Annotated in this window: 11 protein-coding genes; 7 read left to right on the top strand and 4 right to left on the bottom strand. The window is 46.1% G+C overall.

Going from position 1 to position 16,294, the window contains the following annotated elements; translation table 11 throughout:
* Positions 1-62 precede the first annotated feature (62 nt).
* The 3 genes from AC27G9_RS09555 to AC27G9_RS09545 all read left to right on the top strand — a co-directional run bounded on the left by AC27G9_RS09555 (position 63) and on the right by AC27G9_RS09545 (position 5,292).
* The gene (locus tag AC27G9_RS09555; RefSeq protein ID WP_487073461.1) at positions 63-2,321 is read left to right on the top strand and encodes an acyl-CoA dehydrogenase; all 2,259 of its coding nucleotides are present in this window, start codon (positions 63-65) and stop codon (positions 2,319-2,321) included.
* A gap of 274 nt (positions 2,322-2,595) precedes the next feature.
* Positions 2,596-4,620: a putative bifunctional diguanylate cyclase/phosphodiesterase gene (locus tag AC27G9_RS09550; RefSeq protein WP_487073459.1), complete on the top strand. Its 2,025-nt coding sequence runs from the start codon at positions 2,596-2,598 to the stop codon at positions 4,618-4,620.
* A gap of 87 nt (positions 4,621-4,707) precedes the next feature.
* The gene (locus AC27G9_RS09545; protein ID WP_487073457.1) at positions 4,708-5,292 is read left to right on the top strand and encodes a thymidine kinase; all 585 of its coding nucleotides are present in this window, start codon (positions 4,708-4,710) and stop codon (positions 5,290-5,292) included.
* Positions 5,293-5,294: 2 nt separating this feature from the next.
* Here AC27G9_RS09545 and AC27G9_RS09540 read toward each other — a convergent pair whose 3' ends face one another.
* Positions 5,295-6,206 carry a LysR family transcriptional regulator gene (locus tag AC27G9_RS09540; RefSeq protein ID WP_487073455.1) on the bottom strand — a complete coding sequence of 304 codons (912 nt, stop codon included), beginning with the start codon at positions 6,204-6,206 and terminating at the stop codon, positions 5,295-5,297.
* Between the two features lie 104 nt (positions 6,207-6,310).
* Between AC27G9_RS09540 and AC27G9_RS09535 the strand changes: the two genes are divergently transcribed.
* Both AC27G9_RS09535 and AC27G9_RS09530 read left to right on the top strand, forming a co-directional pair.
* Positions 6,311-7,531, top strand: coding sequence for an acyl-CoA dehydrogenase family protein (locus tag AC27G9_RS09535; protein WP_487073453.1), 1,221 nt, complete (start codon positions 6,311-6,313; stop codon positions 7,529-7,531).
* Positions 7,532-7,533: 2 nt separating this feature from the next.
* Positions 7,534-8,280: an SDR family oxidoreductase gene (locus AC27G9_RS09530; protein ID WP_487073451.1), complete on the top strand. Its 747-nt coding sequence runs from the start codon at positions 7,534-7,536 to the stop codon at positions 8,278-8,280.
* Between the two features lie 60 nt (positions 8,281-8,340).
* Here the strand turns inward: AC27G9_RS09530 and AC27G9_RS09525 are convergent, their stop codons facing one another.
* Positions 8,341-10,089 carry a monovalent cation:proton antiporter-2 (CPA2) family protein gene (locus tag AC27G9_RS09525; protein WP_487073449.1) on the bottom strand — a complete coding sequence of 583 codons (1,749 nt, stop codon included), beginning with the start codon at positions 10,087-10,089 and terminating at the stop codon, positions 8,341-8,343.
* Between the two features lie 397 nt (positions 10,090-10,486).
* Here AC27G9_RS09525 and AC27G9_RS09520 point away from each other — a divergent pair, with 397 nt between their 5' ends.
* On the top strand, positions 10,487-10,981 hold the full coding sequence (locus AC27G9_RS09520) for a GAF domain-containing protein (protein ID WP_487073447.1): 495 nt from the start codon (positions 10,487-10,489) through the stop codon (positions 10,979-10,981).
* 34 nt (positions 10,982-11,015) lie between these two features.
* Here the strand turns inward: AC27G9_RS09520 and AC27G9_RS09515 are convergent, their stop codons facing one another.
* Complete coding sequence (locus AC27G9_RS09515; RefSeq protein WP_487073445.1) at positions 11,016-12,044, bottom strand: LacI family DNA-binding transcriptional regulator; 1,029 nt, start codon at positions 12,042-12,044, stop codon at positions 11,016-11,018.
* A 214-nt stretch (positions 12,045-12,258) separates the two neighbouring features.
* Between AC27G9_RS09515 and AC27G9_RS09510 the strand changes: the two genes are divergently transcribed.
* A complete protein-coding gene (locus tag AC27G9_RS09510) occupies positions 12,259-14,079 on the top strand; it encodes a phosphatase PAP2 family protein (protein WP_487073443.1) in 1,821 nt (606 codons plus the stop codon).
* A 43-nt stretch (positions 14,080-14,122) separates the two neighbouring features.
* Here the strand turns inward: AC27G9_RS09510 and AC27G9_RS09505 are convergent, their stop codons facing one another.
* Positions 14,123-16,039 (bottom strand): methyl-accepting chemotaxis protein, encoded by a 1,917-nt coding sequence (locus AC27G9_RS09505; RefSeq protein ID WP_487073441.1) that lies wholly within the window; start codon positions 16,037-16,039, stop codon positions 14,123-14,125.
* Between the last annotated feature and the right edge of the window lie 255 nt (positions 16,040-16,294).

The following is a 16,294-nucleotide window of genomic DNA, read 5'->3' as shown; positions in this document are numbered from 1 at the left end:
ATCTTTTTGAAATTTAATGTAGTATTAACTCACACAACTGGTCAGATGAGCGGATGAGTATTATGAGTATCAGAACAAGCCTAAAGAAAGTACTACCTCCTATTTCAGTAACAGAGCAAGAAGCTCTTGATGCTGGTGATGTTTGGATTGAATCATCCATCTATCAGGGTAAACCTGACATGGATGCGCTTCGTGCGCTTCCAAAAGCACAACTCAGTGCAGACGAACAAGCCTTCATGGACGGCCCCGTACAACAGCTACTAGAAATGGTAGATGATTTTGAACTGGGTAACGGCAAACACATTCCTCAAGAGATTCTTAACTTCTTGGGTGAAAATCGTTTCTTTTCTATGATCATTCCAAAGAAATTTGGTGGTCTTGAGTTTAGCCCTTACGCCAACTCAACAATCGTATCTACTATTGCAGCGAAAAGCGGCGCGATCGCCGTTACCGTGATGGTACCTAACTCACTCGGTCCGGGTGAATTGCTAATGCACTACGGTACAAAAGAGCAACAAGACTATTGGTTGCCTCGTTTGTCAGTCGGTAAAGATATCCCATGTTTCGCATTGACCAGCCCTGAAGCAGGTTCTGATGCAGGCAGCATCCCTGATGCCGCTATCGTCACAAAGGGCGAGTGGGAAGGCAAAGAAGTTATTGGTCTTTCAGTATCTTGGGACAAGCGTTACATCACACTTGCGCCAATCGCAACGGTACTTGGTCTAGCATTCAAAGTATTCGACCCTGAAGGTCTATTAGGCGGTGAGACTGAGCTAGGTATTACCTGCGCTCTATTACCAAAATCGCACCCTGGCGTTGAACTTGGTAACCGTCACGATCCAATGGGAGTTCGCTTCTACAACGGAACAACCCGCGGTCAAGACGTGTTCATTCCTATGGACTTCATCATCGGTGGTCAAAAGAACATCGGTCGTGGCTGGCAAATGCTAGTGAGCTGCCTAGGTGCAGGTCGCGGTATTTCACTACCAGCTATGGGTACAGCATCAGCACAAAGCTCGCTAAAATCTACGGCTGAGTATTCATTTGTACGCGAGCAATTTGGTTTACCAATCGGTCGCTTCGAAGGTATCCAAGCACCGCTTGCTGACATCGCGGGTAAAACGTTCCTTGTTGAAGCCATGCGCGTATTAACAACAGAAGGACTGGGCCAAGGCCTTAAGCCATCAGTTGTTACTGCTATCGCGAAATATCACATGACCGAAATCGGTCGCGATACCTGTAATTCATCGATGGATGTCTTGGCGGGTAAAGCGATTCAACAAGGTCCGCAAAATACATCGTCAAACATGTACGCGTCACAGCCTATCGGTATTACGGTAGAAGGTGCAAACATCCTAACCCGCAATCTAATGATTTTCGGACAAGGTGCGATGCGTTGTCATCCGTACCTGAAAGAAATGGTAGATTTGATTCACAGCAACGAAAAGAGCGCTGACAAGCAGTTCAACAAGGTGCTGCGTAAAACTATCGGTTTCAGCGTGAAGAATGCGTTCCGTAGCCTAGGTAAGAGTTACTTACCTTTCCTACGCGGTGCTAAAACAACGCTTCCAGAAGTACGCAAGTACGAAAAACGTGTTAACGCCCTATCAGCTAAACTTGCTCCGCTCGCGGATCTATCTTTGGCAGTACTCGGCGGCGACCTGAAGAAAGCAGAATTGCTATCTGCCCGTCTGGGTGATGTGATGAGCTTCCTATACGGCGCGATGGCAGCAATTCGTTTCTATGAAACACGCATTGAAGATCGTCAACAAGCATTGCCATACTTCCAATACGCAATGGAGTATTCACTTGGCCAAGCGGAAAAAGCGATAGTCGCTTTCATTAATAACTTCCCGAACACGCCAACTCGTGGCTTGATGCGCCTTCTTACTAATACCTATGGTAACGGCACTAGCGAGATCAGCGATGATTTGGTTCGTGATTTGGCCATGGCTTCGATGCAAGACAACAGTGCAAAAGCACAGTTGACGCACCTTATCAAGCCAATCGCTGGTGACGGCCATGACATCAACGAACAGGCGTTTAAAGCGAAGCACGCGGTTGCTCATTTACTTGGTAAAGTACAAAAAGCATTGCGTAAAGAGCCTGTTGTTCCTTTCGTTTCACTTGAAAACGCATTGAACAAATTAGCTGAACGCGGCGTGATTACTGCTGACGAAGCAGCAGCGCTTCACGACTACAACGAAAAACGTAAGCTAGCAGTTCGCGTTGACGAGTACACATTCGACTTAGAATTGTGTGACGCAGACGGCAAACCGCTAAGCGCGCAAAAAGTAGAAGCAGCAAAATCAGCGGCTTAACTACAGTTTGTGGAAAGGGCGGTCATTGACCGCCTTTTTTTGTGTCTGTGAAAAGATGCAAACATCGAGAATTTGCTCTACGTTTTAAGAGATGTCGCTAAGCATGTGCCGATTTCATCACGCTTAACAACTGGCAAGCGCAAGGCATTGCGCCACCACAAAGGTACAGCGAATAGTGCCTGACAAAGTCATCCAGTACTATTGTATAACCGGATACATTGCGGTATTTTTTGATTATTGGTTTGAAGTTCAACCTGTGAGATAGCCTCTTTCAATGGAAGCCTCGGAAACACGTGAGAAGCGCGCCAGCGTTGACCACTTACACGAGAACATATACGTCAGCCTGGCGATGACCATCCTGTGCTTTAGCGCATTGGTTTTTAGTTTTGGCCATGAAAGAGGAGAAGATAACAAAGTCATACTGTGGAGTATCATGATGATCATCATGTTATTCCGGCTATTTGACACCTTCTATTGGCAAGCTCGCTTGCAAGGTCGCCAGTACGACCCAGACCCACCGTTGTTCCGATTTATTGTATCAACCACCTGTACCTCGTTGGTTTGGGTCGCCTACATACTGTTGTTCTTTGCTTCTATGTCGACAATTGAACTGGCGACAACACTGATTACCATGTCCTGCATTGCCGTTGGAGCGTCTACTAGCTTGTCTGGTAATCGTTATCTCGCCATGCTCTACATCACCTTGATGGTCATGCCAATTTCTTTGCTCATCGCTTTTGATAACGAAGATGCCTTTAGAGTGGTTGGCTACGTTGGTATTGCCTATTGGGCTATCGCTGCAATTCTTGTCAATCGCTCCTACCGCAATTTCATGCGCATGTTCAAAATGCAGACGAAGGCCGACCAGCTGATTGAAAACATAGATGTTGAAAAAAACCACAACCAATCATTAGCCCTTGCCCTTGACGAGGCAGAAATTGCACTAGAAAAAGCAAAGAGCAACCTCAAGCAGGAAGTCGCTCGACAAACGGATCAAATACATCGCTTATCCAATCGAGACCCGCTGACAGGGCTTATGAACCGAGGCGGCTTTCTTCGCTACTTCTCAAGTTTAATGGAAAATGCGACACATTCGTCGGCGACCTTCAGTGTGTTGTTTATCGATCTTGATGGCTTTAAACGAGTTAACGATACGCTCGGGCATCAGGTTGGCGACCAAGTACTCATTCAAGTCGCGCGCAGATTAGCTCGCTATTGCGAACCGGATCACATTGCCAGATGGGGGGGCGATGAATTTGTTATTGCCCTGCCCTACGCCAATAATGAGACAGCAACTGCGGTAGCCAACGCCTGCCGTAATGGCGTCACTGTGCCTTTGGAAATAGACGATAAACAAATCTCCCTTGATGCCACTATCGGTATTGCGATACGCCCCGATCACGGACAAACCGCCCAAGAGCTAGTTGAAAAAGCTGACCTTGCCATGTACGAACAAAAGCGCAATCAAAGAGGCGCGATTGGCTTGTTTAGCGAAACCATATCGCAACGAGTAAAACACGAACAAACCTTGATGGAAGGGCTTCACAAAGCGATAGCGAGAAATGAGTTGTCGTTGATGTATCAACCCATACTCAGTGCAGATGGCCACCAAATGGTGGCAGTGGAAGCGTTACTGCGGTGGAAGTTCAATGACCAGTTTATTCCGCCCGATGTTTTCATTCCGCTTGCGGAAAAATCGGGGTTAATTCACGATATTGGTACTTGGGTACTACACAGAGCATGCATTGATGCCTCTCAGTGGCAGTTTGACGAAAGCGTCGCGGTATCAGTCAATGTATCAGTTATTCAGCTAATGGATGACGATTTTGTTCGCACGCTTGACAGTGTACTCAATAGTTCAGGTCTTGATCCTAAACGCCTACACTTAGAAATTACCGAGTCTGTATTTGCTGACAACCAAGCCACCGTAATCCATCAAGTCAATGGTATCAAACAGCGAAATGTGCATATTTCAATTGATGACTTTGGCACGGGTTACTCGTCTCTAAGCCAGCTCAACTCGCTGAGTTTTGACACGATTAAAATCGATAGAGCCTTTGTTCAACAATTAGAAGAAGGCAGCGATACGATTATCCGTGCGACCTTGTTTATTGCTAAAGAATTTGGTTGCCTCACCATAGCTGAAGGCATCGAAACCAAAGCCCATTGTGAACGATTACGCGCTATGGGAGTGGATGCATTACAAGGCTATTTTTACGCGAAACCTTTACCCATAGCTGATTTAATGCAGTGGTACATTGAACACAAAAAATTGCCAGCGGCGAATGCTCACCCCTAATTTGGCGTATTAAGTCAGAGCATTCTGGCTTACAATCCCACAGCAATAATCAAAACAAAAAAGCATTAAGACAGGTAAACACTTTTTATGGCTCAGCTCTATTTTTATTACTCCGCCATGAACGCGGGTAAATCGACGTCACTTTTACAATCCGCCTATAACTATCGCGAAAGAGGTATGCATGTCGAAATTTTTACGGCCGCGTTTGACGATAGATATGGCACTGGAAAAGTGACATCGAGAATAGGCTTACAGGCCGACGCGCATCTGTATGCTTCAGGCGATGATTTATTCTCATCAATATCCAACCTAGCCGATGGCCAGAAAATCGATTGTGTATTTATCGACGAAGCACAGTTTTTGTCCAAAGCACAAGTGAAGCAATTAGTCGATGTTGTTGATGAACTCAACATTCCCGTCCTTGCTTATGGTCTGCGCACTGACTTTTTGGGCGAAACCTTTGAAGGTAGTCACTACCTACTCGCTTGGGCCGACAAACTCTCAGAGTTGAAGACGGTTTGCCATTGCGGACGCAAAGCGAGCTTTGTTGTTCGCCTCGATGAAAACGGCAATGCGGTTACCGATGGTGATCAAGTACAAATTGGCGGCAACGACCGCTACGAGTCAATGTGCCGCAAGCATTTTAAAGAACTCGTTTGGCCCCAAAATTGATATCACTGGCCAACTAAACTCAACACTTGTTGTTTAAACCACGCCAGCGCTGGGTCAGCGATAAACTCGGTGTTCCAATACAAGTGGTTGATTACCGCAGGGGCGTCAATAGGTAAATCAGAAATGCCAAGTGACGTTCCTGCGACTAGTTTTAGTGCCATCGTTTTGGGCATAGTCAACACCGACTGCTGAGACACTATCGCATTCATAGCCGCTTGATAAGACTGGCACCTCAGTCCAATCTGGCGTCTTTGCCCAGACGGAGCCAAGGCAATATCTTCAACAGTAGCGCCTTTGGGGCGACTGGAAACCGCAATGTGCCTTGCTGCGAAATAGTGCTTTGCTGTCAGCGCAATATCGGGATGCACCTGTTGCCACCCCACCACACAAAAGTCGTCGGTCATAAAGTGGCAATGTTCGGTATTGTCCGCAACAGGTCGGCTGACATCTAACGCAAAATCAATATCGCCTCGGGCTAACTGAGATACCATGTTTTCGCGATCTAAACTTACACTCGATAAACTGATATGGGGCGCAACAGCCGCTAGGTGGCGACATAATTCGGGCAATACTGAGAGCTCAAGTGACTCTCGCATTGCGATGGTAAAGTGAGCATCACTCACTTTTGAGTCAAAACTCTGCCACGCTTCCAACGCTTTGTGTAGTTGATTCAATGCCAACCTAATCTTGGGTGCTAAGCGCTCGCATGCTGGCGTTGGGACCATCTTTTGGCCTTGACGCACGAAGAGGGGATCGTCGAGGTGCTCACGTAATCGCTTTAGTGCATGGCTAATGGCACTCGGCGTGAGAAACAAACGATTTCCCGCTCGTGTAAGACTTTCCTCTTCGAACAGAACATCGAACACTCTCAATAAGTTGAGATCTAATTGATGAAACGTTGGCAATGCTTTCATTGTGAATCCCATTCAAAACCAAGTGTGAATTTATTTCATTTCATTCATAAGCAATAGCGTACTACACTCATAGTCACTAAGCTAACTATCAAATGAGAATCAATATGGATTTTTCACACTCAGCGTCAACGCAAGCTATGCTCGAAAAACTAAAAGCCTTTATGGACGAGCACGTTTACCCCATAGAGGACGAAGTTTACGCCTTCATGCATGAGCAGAACAATCACGGTAACTGGCGTGAGTGGAAGCTCCATCCAAAAGTGGAAGCACTAAAACCACTTGCTCGTGAAGCGGGTTTGTGGAACTTGTTTCTGCCCGACGACGAATTGGGTAAAGGTTTGAGCTGCCTCGATTATGCTCCTTTGGCAGAACAGACTGGCCGTTGCGCATTTGCACCAGAGGTATTTAATTGTAATGCACCTGACACTGGCAACATGGAAGTACTCTACCACTTTGGCGACGAGTACCAGAAAGCCAAGTGGCTTACACCGCTTTTAGCCGGAGAAATTCGTTCCGTATTTGGCATGACAGAACCTCAAGTCGCTTCCAGTGATGCAACGAATATGGAAGCCACGATCGATATTCAAGCAGATAAAATTGTCATCAATGGTAAAAAGTGGTGGTCTACTGGTTTGGGACATCCCAATGCCAAAATTACCGTTTTCATGGGGCTGTCGAACCCTGAAAATCCAAAGCACTCACAACACAGCATGGTATTGGTCCCGCTGGACACTCCAGGCATTACCATAGAACGTATGCTAACAGCATTCGGCGATTTCGATGCACCGTATGGACACGGCGAAATGCATTTTGACAACGTAGAGGTCCCGCTGGAAAACCTACTCGTAGGCCCGGGGCAAGGTTTTGCTATCGCTCAAGGCCGATTGGGCCCTGGTCGTATCCATCATTGCATGCGAGCAATTGGCATGGCGGAAAAAGCGCTAGAACTAGCGATAAAAAGAGGACTAACACGCCACGCTTTTGGCAAACCTATCATTGAACTAGGCGGCAACAAAGAGCGTTTAGCTGACGCCAGAATGGCCATTGAACAGGCCCGCCTGCTCACCCTACAAGCAGCATGGAAAATTGACAATCTAGGCGTTAAGAATGCCATGGTGGACATCTCAGCGATAAAAGTCGTCGTTCCCAACATGTTGCAATCTGTCGTTGATATGGCCATCCAGATACACGGCGGAGCAGGCATGAGTAATGACTTCCCATTGGCACGTTTTGCAGCAGGTGCACGAGCGTTGCGTTTGGCAGATGGCCCAGACGAAGTGCATCGTGGTATGGTATCTCGACTTGAATTGAAGAAGTATAAATAACAATGGCGAAAACAATAATAATCACTGGCGCTAGTTCAGGTTTGGGCTACGAAATGGCGCGCCAGTTTGCATCAAAGGGTTACAACTTAGCATTATGTGCAAGACGTGTAGAGCGCTTGGAGTCTCTCAAAAAAGACTGCGAGTCGATTAATGCCAATATCAAGGTGAGCATTAAAGCGCTGGACGTTAACGACCACCCACAAGTCTTTGAGGTATTCGAAGCGTTTGCGGAAGAGTTTGGCACCATTGATCGACTCGTTGTCAACGCGGGGATGGGGAAAGGCGCTTCTGTTGGTACTGGTTATTTTGAGGCCAATAAAGAAACGGCTATCACTAATTTCGTCTCAGCCTTGGCTCAGTGCGAAGCGGGTGTCGCCATATTCAGAAGACAAAATCACGGCCACCTCGTCACTATTTCATCGGTTAGTGCGGTGAGAGGCTTCAGACGCGCACTCACTGTGTATGCCGCCACCAAATCGGCGCTAACTACGTTAACCGAAGGGATTCGAATAGATCTCATGAAAACCCCCATCAAAGTGACAACGGTGCATCCGGGGTTTATTCGCAGTGAAATAAACGAAAAAGTCGAAAAAGTCCCCTTTATGGTAGACACTGAAACGGGCTGCCGCGCCATTGTAGACGCAATTGAAAAAGAGAAGGGTTCGGTCTTTGTGCCAAGCTGGCCATGGGCATTGCTGCGCTTTGTGCTCAAAATTGCGCCATTGTCGACGTTGGCAAAAATGAGTTAATTCCAGTGATCATAAAAAAGCGCGGTTGGGTTATTCAAACCACCGCGCTTATCAATCCAACTATGACTTTTGCACTTCCTCTGTAAAGATACGCTTAAGCTCTTCTCGCCTATCTTGGCTAGTCTCCACCATAGTCTCAAATGACATATCATCTTCAATGCTCTGGCGAAGGAAGGTGGTATCATTTTCGTAAAACAAACTCGCCATGCTATCGGTTTGCCCTTCGCTATACCCAACCCCCTTGAGCACTTCTTTCGCCGCTTCCAAAGCAGAGTCAAAGGTCTCTCGAATATAAAAATCAGCGCCCAAATTTGCGAGCTCTCTGGCGTGCACCCTGTCTTTAGCTCGAGCGATAACCGTAATATGACCGAAGTGCTCTTTGACTAACTTGACTAACTTGTTGATGGATTCTTGATCATCCATTGCCGCTAGCACGACCCTACAGTCTTCGATACCTGCTTTACGCAACAGATCTAATCGAGTCGCATCGCCAAAGAACACTTTATTGCCGAACTTGCGGACAAACTCGATATGAGACGCATCGACATCAATAGCCCCAAATCTCGCGTTGTTCGCCGCCAAAAGACGCGCTGATATTTGCCCAAACCTGCCAAATCCTGCAATTAGCACAGTGGGTTCACTGATATCGATATTGCTGTCATACACGGCAGGGCACTGTTTCGAATTAAACTTCATGCTATACAAAATGACTAATGGCGATGTCATTGCCATGGATATACCAACAATCAGGTTAATAAGGCCTGCAGTAGACTCATCAAGTAGCATGCTTGTCGACGCCATCGTCATCACTACAAAAGCGAACTCGCCGCCCTGAGATAACATCAAAGCAACGCGATTCGCGTCTGTCCAACTTTGCTTAGATAGCCGAATGATAGTGCCTATCACCAATGATTTCACAATCACCAAGAGCACGGCGGACGCAATCACTAATACGGGTTCATCAACGAGTAACTGCAAATCTAAATTCATGCCGATTGCAATGAAGAAAAGACCTAGCAATAAGCCTTTGAATGGCTCTATCTCAGTCTCTAATTGATGTTTAAAGGCACTATCGGCAAGTAAGATTCCGGCGATAAATGCCCCCATCCCCATTGAAAAACCAACGTGTTCCATCGTTACTGCGGTGAGCAACACTATCATTAATGATGTGGCTGTCATGACCTCTGTGCTGCCGTAGCGGGAGACAAATCGCAGTAATGGATTGATAAGATACCGACCTACTGCCAGAATCGCTAAAATAGACAAGATACCGACGCCCCAGTGAATTCCCTCTCCAGCCTCACCTGGAGCCAAAGCCGATATCAACACAAGAATAGGGATTACGGCGACATCTTGCATCAGGAGTATCGAAAAGCCTTGTTGCCCTGGCGCCGTTCTCAAAATATTTTGTTCTGTCATTAGCTGAATGGCAAATGCCGTTGAAGAGAGAGCTAACGCCAATCCAACGACAATCGTCTGTGACAAACTGAGGCTAGTTAAACTCAACAAAAACAGGGCAATAAGCGCAGATGTCACCAATAGCTGCCCGCCGCCAGACATCAGTATTTGCCCTCGCATTTGCCACAGCTTTCTGGGCTCGAGTTCCAGGCCGATGACAAACAGCATCAACACGACCCCCATCTCAGCGAAATGCAATATAGTTTCCGGCTCACCGACTAAGTTAGCGACTGAGGGACCAATGACGACCCCTGCCAACAAATATCCAAGAATGGCCCCGAGTTTTAGCTTTTTAAACAGCGGGACAGCAATAATAGTAGCGGCGAGAAAAATAAGAACCGACTCAATCATCAATAACAAAACCTGAGTTCGTGACAGTAGTGGATTAGGGTAGCAAGCAATCAAATCGAGCGCTAGTGGCGACACTGTCGACAAATAATCGACAACCAATCAATCTTAAAAACCTATTAGCGCGATTAATTTTAAACGATTAAACGAAACAAAACCTTGTGTCATATTAGATTCATCGGATGGAACAACAACGAGGAATCCAACCATGAATAAACTATTGAGTACTTTTACCTATAAAAAAGCTGATCGTTCAACACAAACAAAAACCTGTAACTACAGTAATAATTACTACGGAGACCAGGTTTGCAAGCCGACACAAAAAGGCTAATCGAAAAATCGTCAGAACTGTGAATTCTGAGCTACGCTTATCCAGTGGCTCAGAATTTTTCGAACAAATATGGTTGAACTTGATCCTCTCACAGCACTGACTATTACACTCAGTCAACCCAACTTGTCTTCGGCTGAAAAACGCCTCGCAATTTGTAAAACACTCAGTCAAACGGTTCATCGTGCGGACCGGGTTAACCTATGGCAATTCAGCCAAGATCAGCAAGCCATCCACTGTGTAATGCATTATGAAAAACACACACAAATGACGAGCCATGGACAAGTTCTATCACGTAAAGACTACCCCAACTATTTCGATGCCATCATTAAGAGCCAATGGGTTGTAGTCAATCATGCGAGAGAGCACGAGGATACTCGCTGCTTCAACGAGGGCTATTTTGAGCCTAATGATATTTATTCACTGCTGGATTTCGTTTTTCATGGTGAAGGCGAACCGTTGGGCATTATTTGCTGCGAGGCCATTGGTGAACCAACGATATGGTCGGATGCTGATTTGACCGTCATGAAACGTATCGCCAGCATCACGAGCATGTTTTATCACTGAGACACTGGCAGATGTTGAGGAGCGTATTGTCGGGCTAGCGCAATGTTTCGCCGCAGTGTATCTCGTAAGACAAAACCTGTGACTGTGTCTCATTTTGCAGCAGCATTCGCGCCGCCAGCACACCTTTTTGCTCACTACTTTGGCATACCGTCGCCATGTTGGGATGCGTTCGCTTGACTTCGTCGATCCCGTCAAAGCCCGTGATCTTTAACTGCTCAGGCACTTTGATGTTCATGCGCAATGCCAATTGCAACACCTCTAGGGCAATCAGGTCACTCATACAGATAATGGTATCTGGCAAGGGGTGGCTCGTCAGTACCTCTTTCGCCGCCTGAGAACTATACTGCCCGCCGCTTTGAGGGATGTGCCAAATCAAGTCGTTGCTGATAGCAATGCCTTTGTCCTTGATCGCACGCAAGTAGCCATCTAAACGACGGTGTGACACCGAGCGCTCAACGTCGAACAAGGCTTCATCATAAATACGGCATGTTGTGTGAGAATCAATAAGTCTCAAGCCTAAAATGGCGACTTTATCGTCGGACTCTAACGCCTTGTAGGCGATATCATACGCCGCTTGCTCGTTGTCAATGTTAACGGATGGCCTGCCCTCGATATTGAAATCGGCCGTGACTACCGGCTTGTTGACCCGTTTGAGCTCTCCACCCAGTTTTTCATTCTCTGGTGCGCCATAACAAATAAACCCGTCAACAAAATCGCTGATATCTCGGATACTTTTGGCATCACCGGCATAGAGCAAGAGGTGTTTGTTGTGTTGTTGTAGCGTCGAGGACACGCCTTTGATAAACGTACTGGCAACAGGATCACTGACGATGTATTCAATGCTGTCTGCCAATACCAAAGCAATAATATTGGTTTGGCCCTTTCGCAAGCTTTGCGCAGCTTTGTTTGGCCCTTCATATCCAATTTCGGTACATGCCGCTAAAATTTCCTCTCGTTTAGCTGCAGACAATTGATCAGGACGATTAAACGCGTTTGAAATTGTTGCAGTCGATACGCCGAGTTTTTCAGCTACATCTTTGAGTGTGAGTTTTTTGGTATTCATACATCGTTCGTTTTGCAAAGGCACAAATGAAATAGCTTAGCGCTTTGCTGAATTGTTTTTCTATCTCGACCATCATAACAAGCAATTAACACAGCGTCATGAGAGAAGATAAAGTTTTTCTTATTTAGGCCCCATTGACCAGACAAAAAAAACTGAGAGATTATTCACTTAAATATCACTTACATAACAATCCACAAACGCACAGAGAAAAAGTGTGAATCAAGTTCGACGAAACATTGCTAAATCGGTTCGTTACAGTGCAGCAGATTTAGCTTTTCAGCGAGTATACGCCAGCCACAAAAACAATGGCGATGAACACAAATATCGAGACAATGGTCATTTAGTCAGTTTTTCTAAAGGCTTGCCACATGATGTTAAAACGGGTTTGGTGTCAAGTGAACACGACTATCAAGCCTTTTCCCGAGGTATTTTAAGTGGTGACGCCAGAGATTTCATCAATACGCCACTCGGACCCGCTCATTATCTACCAACAACGGGCAACAACGAATGCTGGTATGATGTCAATAACCAGAAGCTCGCCAACTGCGATCCACAAGGCATTGGTTTACGCGCGTGGGAAAGTCAGTCGGCGGGGAAATCTTTTGGTTTACTAGGGCCCGACCCACAATCAATTCCCATGCCCCCAGCCCCCAAGCTAGGCAGTGCTGAGCTCACTGGCGAGTTGGCGGAGCTATATTGCTTTTCATTGCTTCGCGACGTTCCCTTTAGCGACTTATCGGCCATTGTTTCAAACCAACGGGAAATTAATACTCAGTCTCACACGCATTCAGGTATACCAGTGGACGTCATTATTGACGAGTTATGTCAATTAGACTGGTTTAGTAAACGGTGCCTCAAAGGGGTATACCTAGATTCTAATCAACAAGAGCAAGCGCTAAGTTCTGAAGAATTAGACAGGATGCGAAAGGGTCAGCCTCAAGACTATTTATTTAGAGGCCCCAATTACGGCGATGCCGTTGGGCCCGTTGTTTCCCAATTTTTATTGGCAGGCAGCCAAGGAAGTGCCCCCTTCTCCAGCACACTAATGCCGAGTGAAGGCATTATCTGTGACGGTGTAACGCGTCTCGATCAGCGGGTCCCCATTGCACGTGCCAATACCAATTATTTGCAAACATGGGAAGCATGGTTTGATGTTCAACAAGGAGCCGATGTTTCTGGCACAGCTGACTTTATGGGAACAGAATGCCGTTTTGTCACGACACCACGTGACTTGTGCACTCTCGTAAGATACGCGTCAGTTGTCCAAATTTTTGCCCGAGCAGAAAACCTGCTTAGCTGCCACAATGTGGCAAAAGATAGCGGCCTACCTTACCAACAGCAGAATCATATCGATCACCAAGTCGATGCTGTCGTGGGCAGTGCACTCACCCTTCGTTCGTTATTGTGTGACGTCGCAACGAGTGTATACAACGTATTGCAGTACCAGAAGTTTACTATTCATAAAAGGGCGCGACCAGAAGCTTTGGCCGCCAGAATGTTCAAGCAGCTAAACGGTACTTTCAGTGTTAAGCCGTTAAAAATAACATGCGACAAACTGGCCGCCATACTCAATTTAGTAGAAAAAGACAATCACCATAGTACCGGCCGAAAAGGCAGTATTTTGTTATCTCAAGCGTTCCCTGAAGGCTCGCCGATGTCGCCCTCATATGGTAGTTACCACGCCGCAATTGCAGGGGCCTGCGCCACCGTACTGAAAACCTATTTCGATCAATATGCCCCTATTCATTTTGCCGGTGAGCAACTCGCTTTTGTTCCGTCTTCTGATGGCAAGCAGTTAGACACTATAGGTTGCAAATCAATGTCACTAACTGTTGAAGGAGAGCTGAATAAACTGGCTTCTAATATTGCCATGTCTCGAGTTTGGGCGGGAGTCAATTACTACAGTGACGCTATTGAATCATTGAAGCTCGGAGAACAGGTTGCGATTGCCGTAATGCAAGAACGTAAATTGGCTCGACAGGAACGCTTCCATCTCAGTTGCCCACTATTTGATGGCACCACCATTGAGGTGTAATCAAAACCGCTACTTATAAAAAAAGAGGCTACCGCCTCTTTTTTTATTTTTGGAATTGGCGAAGTAGCTGGTCGAGCTGCTCTGCGAGGTCATTTAGCCCTTGAGTTTCTCGTGCCATGGCTTGCACGTTACTCATATTGGTTTGACTATTCGATTTAATCTCGCCCATGTTCTGGTTGATATCAACGATACTCACAGACTGCTGTTCTGTTGCTGTTGCCACCAGACGGTTAACATCAGCAATTTCCTCAAAGTGTTTAGCATTGCCTTGCAGTATGCTATCGGCTTCACCAATCGACTCGGCAGTTTGATTGGATTGGGTAATAATTTGACTGATTTCACCTGTCGCTGACGCAGAGGTTTGCTTCAGTTCTTCCATAATATCTTGCACTTCCTTGGTCGAATCAGCAGTGCGTTTAGCCAAGTTTCGTACTTCTTCTGCCACAACGGCAAAGCCTCTGCCTTGCTCACCCGCACGAGCAGCTTCAATTGCCGCATTAAGCGCCAGTAAATTAGTCTGGTCAGAAATCGCCTCAATATTCGAAAGCACAGTAGCGATAGTATCTGTGTTGTTTGCAAGAGAAGCGATGACGTTCGAGACATCATCAATTTTCGCCGCAAGATTCACGATATCTTGTTTAGACGTATTGATGACATTGCTGATTTCTAAGCGGTTAGAATCTACTTTCGCCGCGATACCCGCTGCCTCGTTAGCGTTCTGCGCCACATCGCTAATCGTTACGCTGACCTCGTGAAGCGTCGAGGAAATATGAGCCGTGTTTTCATCACTTAATCTCACGCTCTCTTGGGTTTTGTCAGCATACTGATTCATATTGGCTGCGACATCTCGCAATCGAGTACTTGACGATGCAACTTGATTGAACAATTCACTGAGTTTACCTATGAATTGATTGTAACCCCGAGCAACCCGATTAGTCTCAGGTAACCCCGATTCGTTCATCCTGAAATTCAAATCTGCATCGCCCTGACCTAACCTTGTGAACACGTCTCCCATAGCGATAATTGGCTTACTAATCGTACCCGCGATAAACCATGCCGCAGCGATAGAGGCGATAATAATGATAATCGTCCACATCACAATTTGGACAGTCGCCGCGTCAAGCGATGCAAAAAGTTCATCCCTTGGGACTTCGGCTATCACATACCAACCAGCATTAGGTATATAACTACTCGCCAACAACTTAGTGCCACCTTCATGAGCCACCTCGACGACATTAAATGCATTTTTCTGCAATAACGCGTTACTGGCCTTATTGTCAAAAAGGCTCGCCAGCGATGCTTTCCTCGACAGTGATTTATTCTTGTGTAGCTGAATCTGTCCTGTGCCATCAACCAAATAGACAAATCCGGTTTGCTCAATTTTGAAGCTCGCCAACATATCGACCACGGAATCGAAAGACTTAGAGGTGCCGGCTAGGCCCATACCATTGAGGTCTTGATAATTAACGTACAAGTCGGTTTTATTGTTCGCCTCTTCTGTGTAAATGCTGACACTGACCGCATTTCCACTGGACCGATAAGCATAAAACCAACTATCGGCTGCGTCGTTTTGCAAGCGTCTCAAAAATCCTAACTGATTCCAATAATCAGCCGTTTCCCGATTAGCAAAAGATGCGCCGCTCAAATTATTGTTTTTCACAATGCGATTCAATTTGCGCAGTAACACTGACTCGCCAGATTTGGGAGACCCGTCGATTAGCCATTGATTGCCATACTCATCTAAAGCAATTTGTTTAGACAACGTGAGCATTACTTCAATATCGTTATTGATACTGGCAGAAATTTGCGACACGATTGCCGGCAATTCTGAGTTCATTACCCGGTTTTGTACGTCTTCCCTCGCTACATACATACTCACCCCACCGATAAGTGCAGAGGTGATGACTACGAACAACGCAAGCGTGATGATTATCTTTTGTTTAATTGATAACTGTGCCATAAGAATTTACACCAAGAACTTCAATAAGCGTCAAAATAACAAAGTACTAATTACTGTTTCGTTACGAACAGCAAAAACTTTAAGATAAATTACTGATATGATTAGAAATCATCCATTTCCAACACCTAGAATCAGAATCATTCCGTCTGATGGCGTTACCAGTAGCATTGATAGGTCGAGCCCTATAGTGCTCAGTTCCATTGACTGAGCAAGCAAAAAACTAACCGAATAGTCAACTTTTCATGACTAATCTAA

It is taken from the genome of Alteromonas sp. 5NS40-0096 (genome assembly GCF_057544385.1).
The sequence above is the reverse complement of the archived record's forward strand: the minus strand, read 5'-3'. Positions and strand labels throughout refer to the sequence as shown.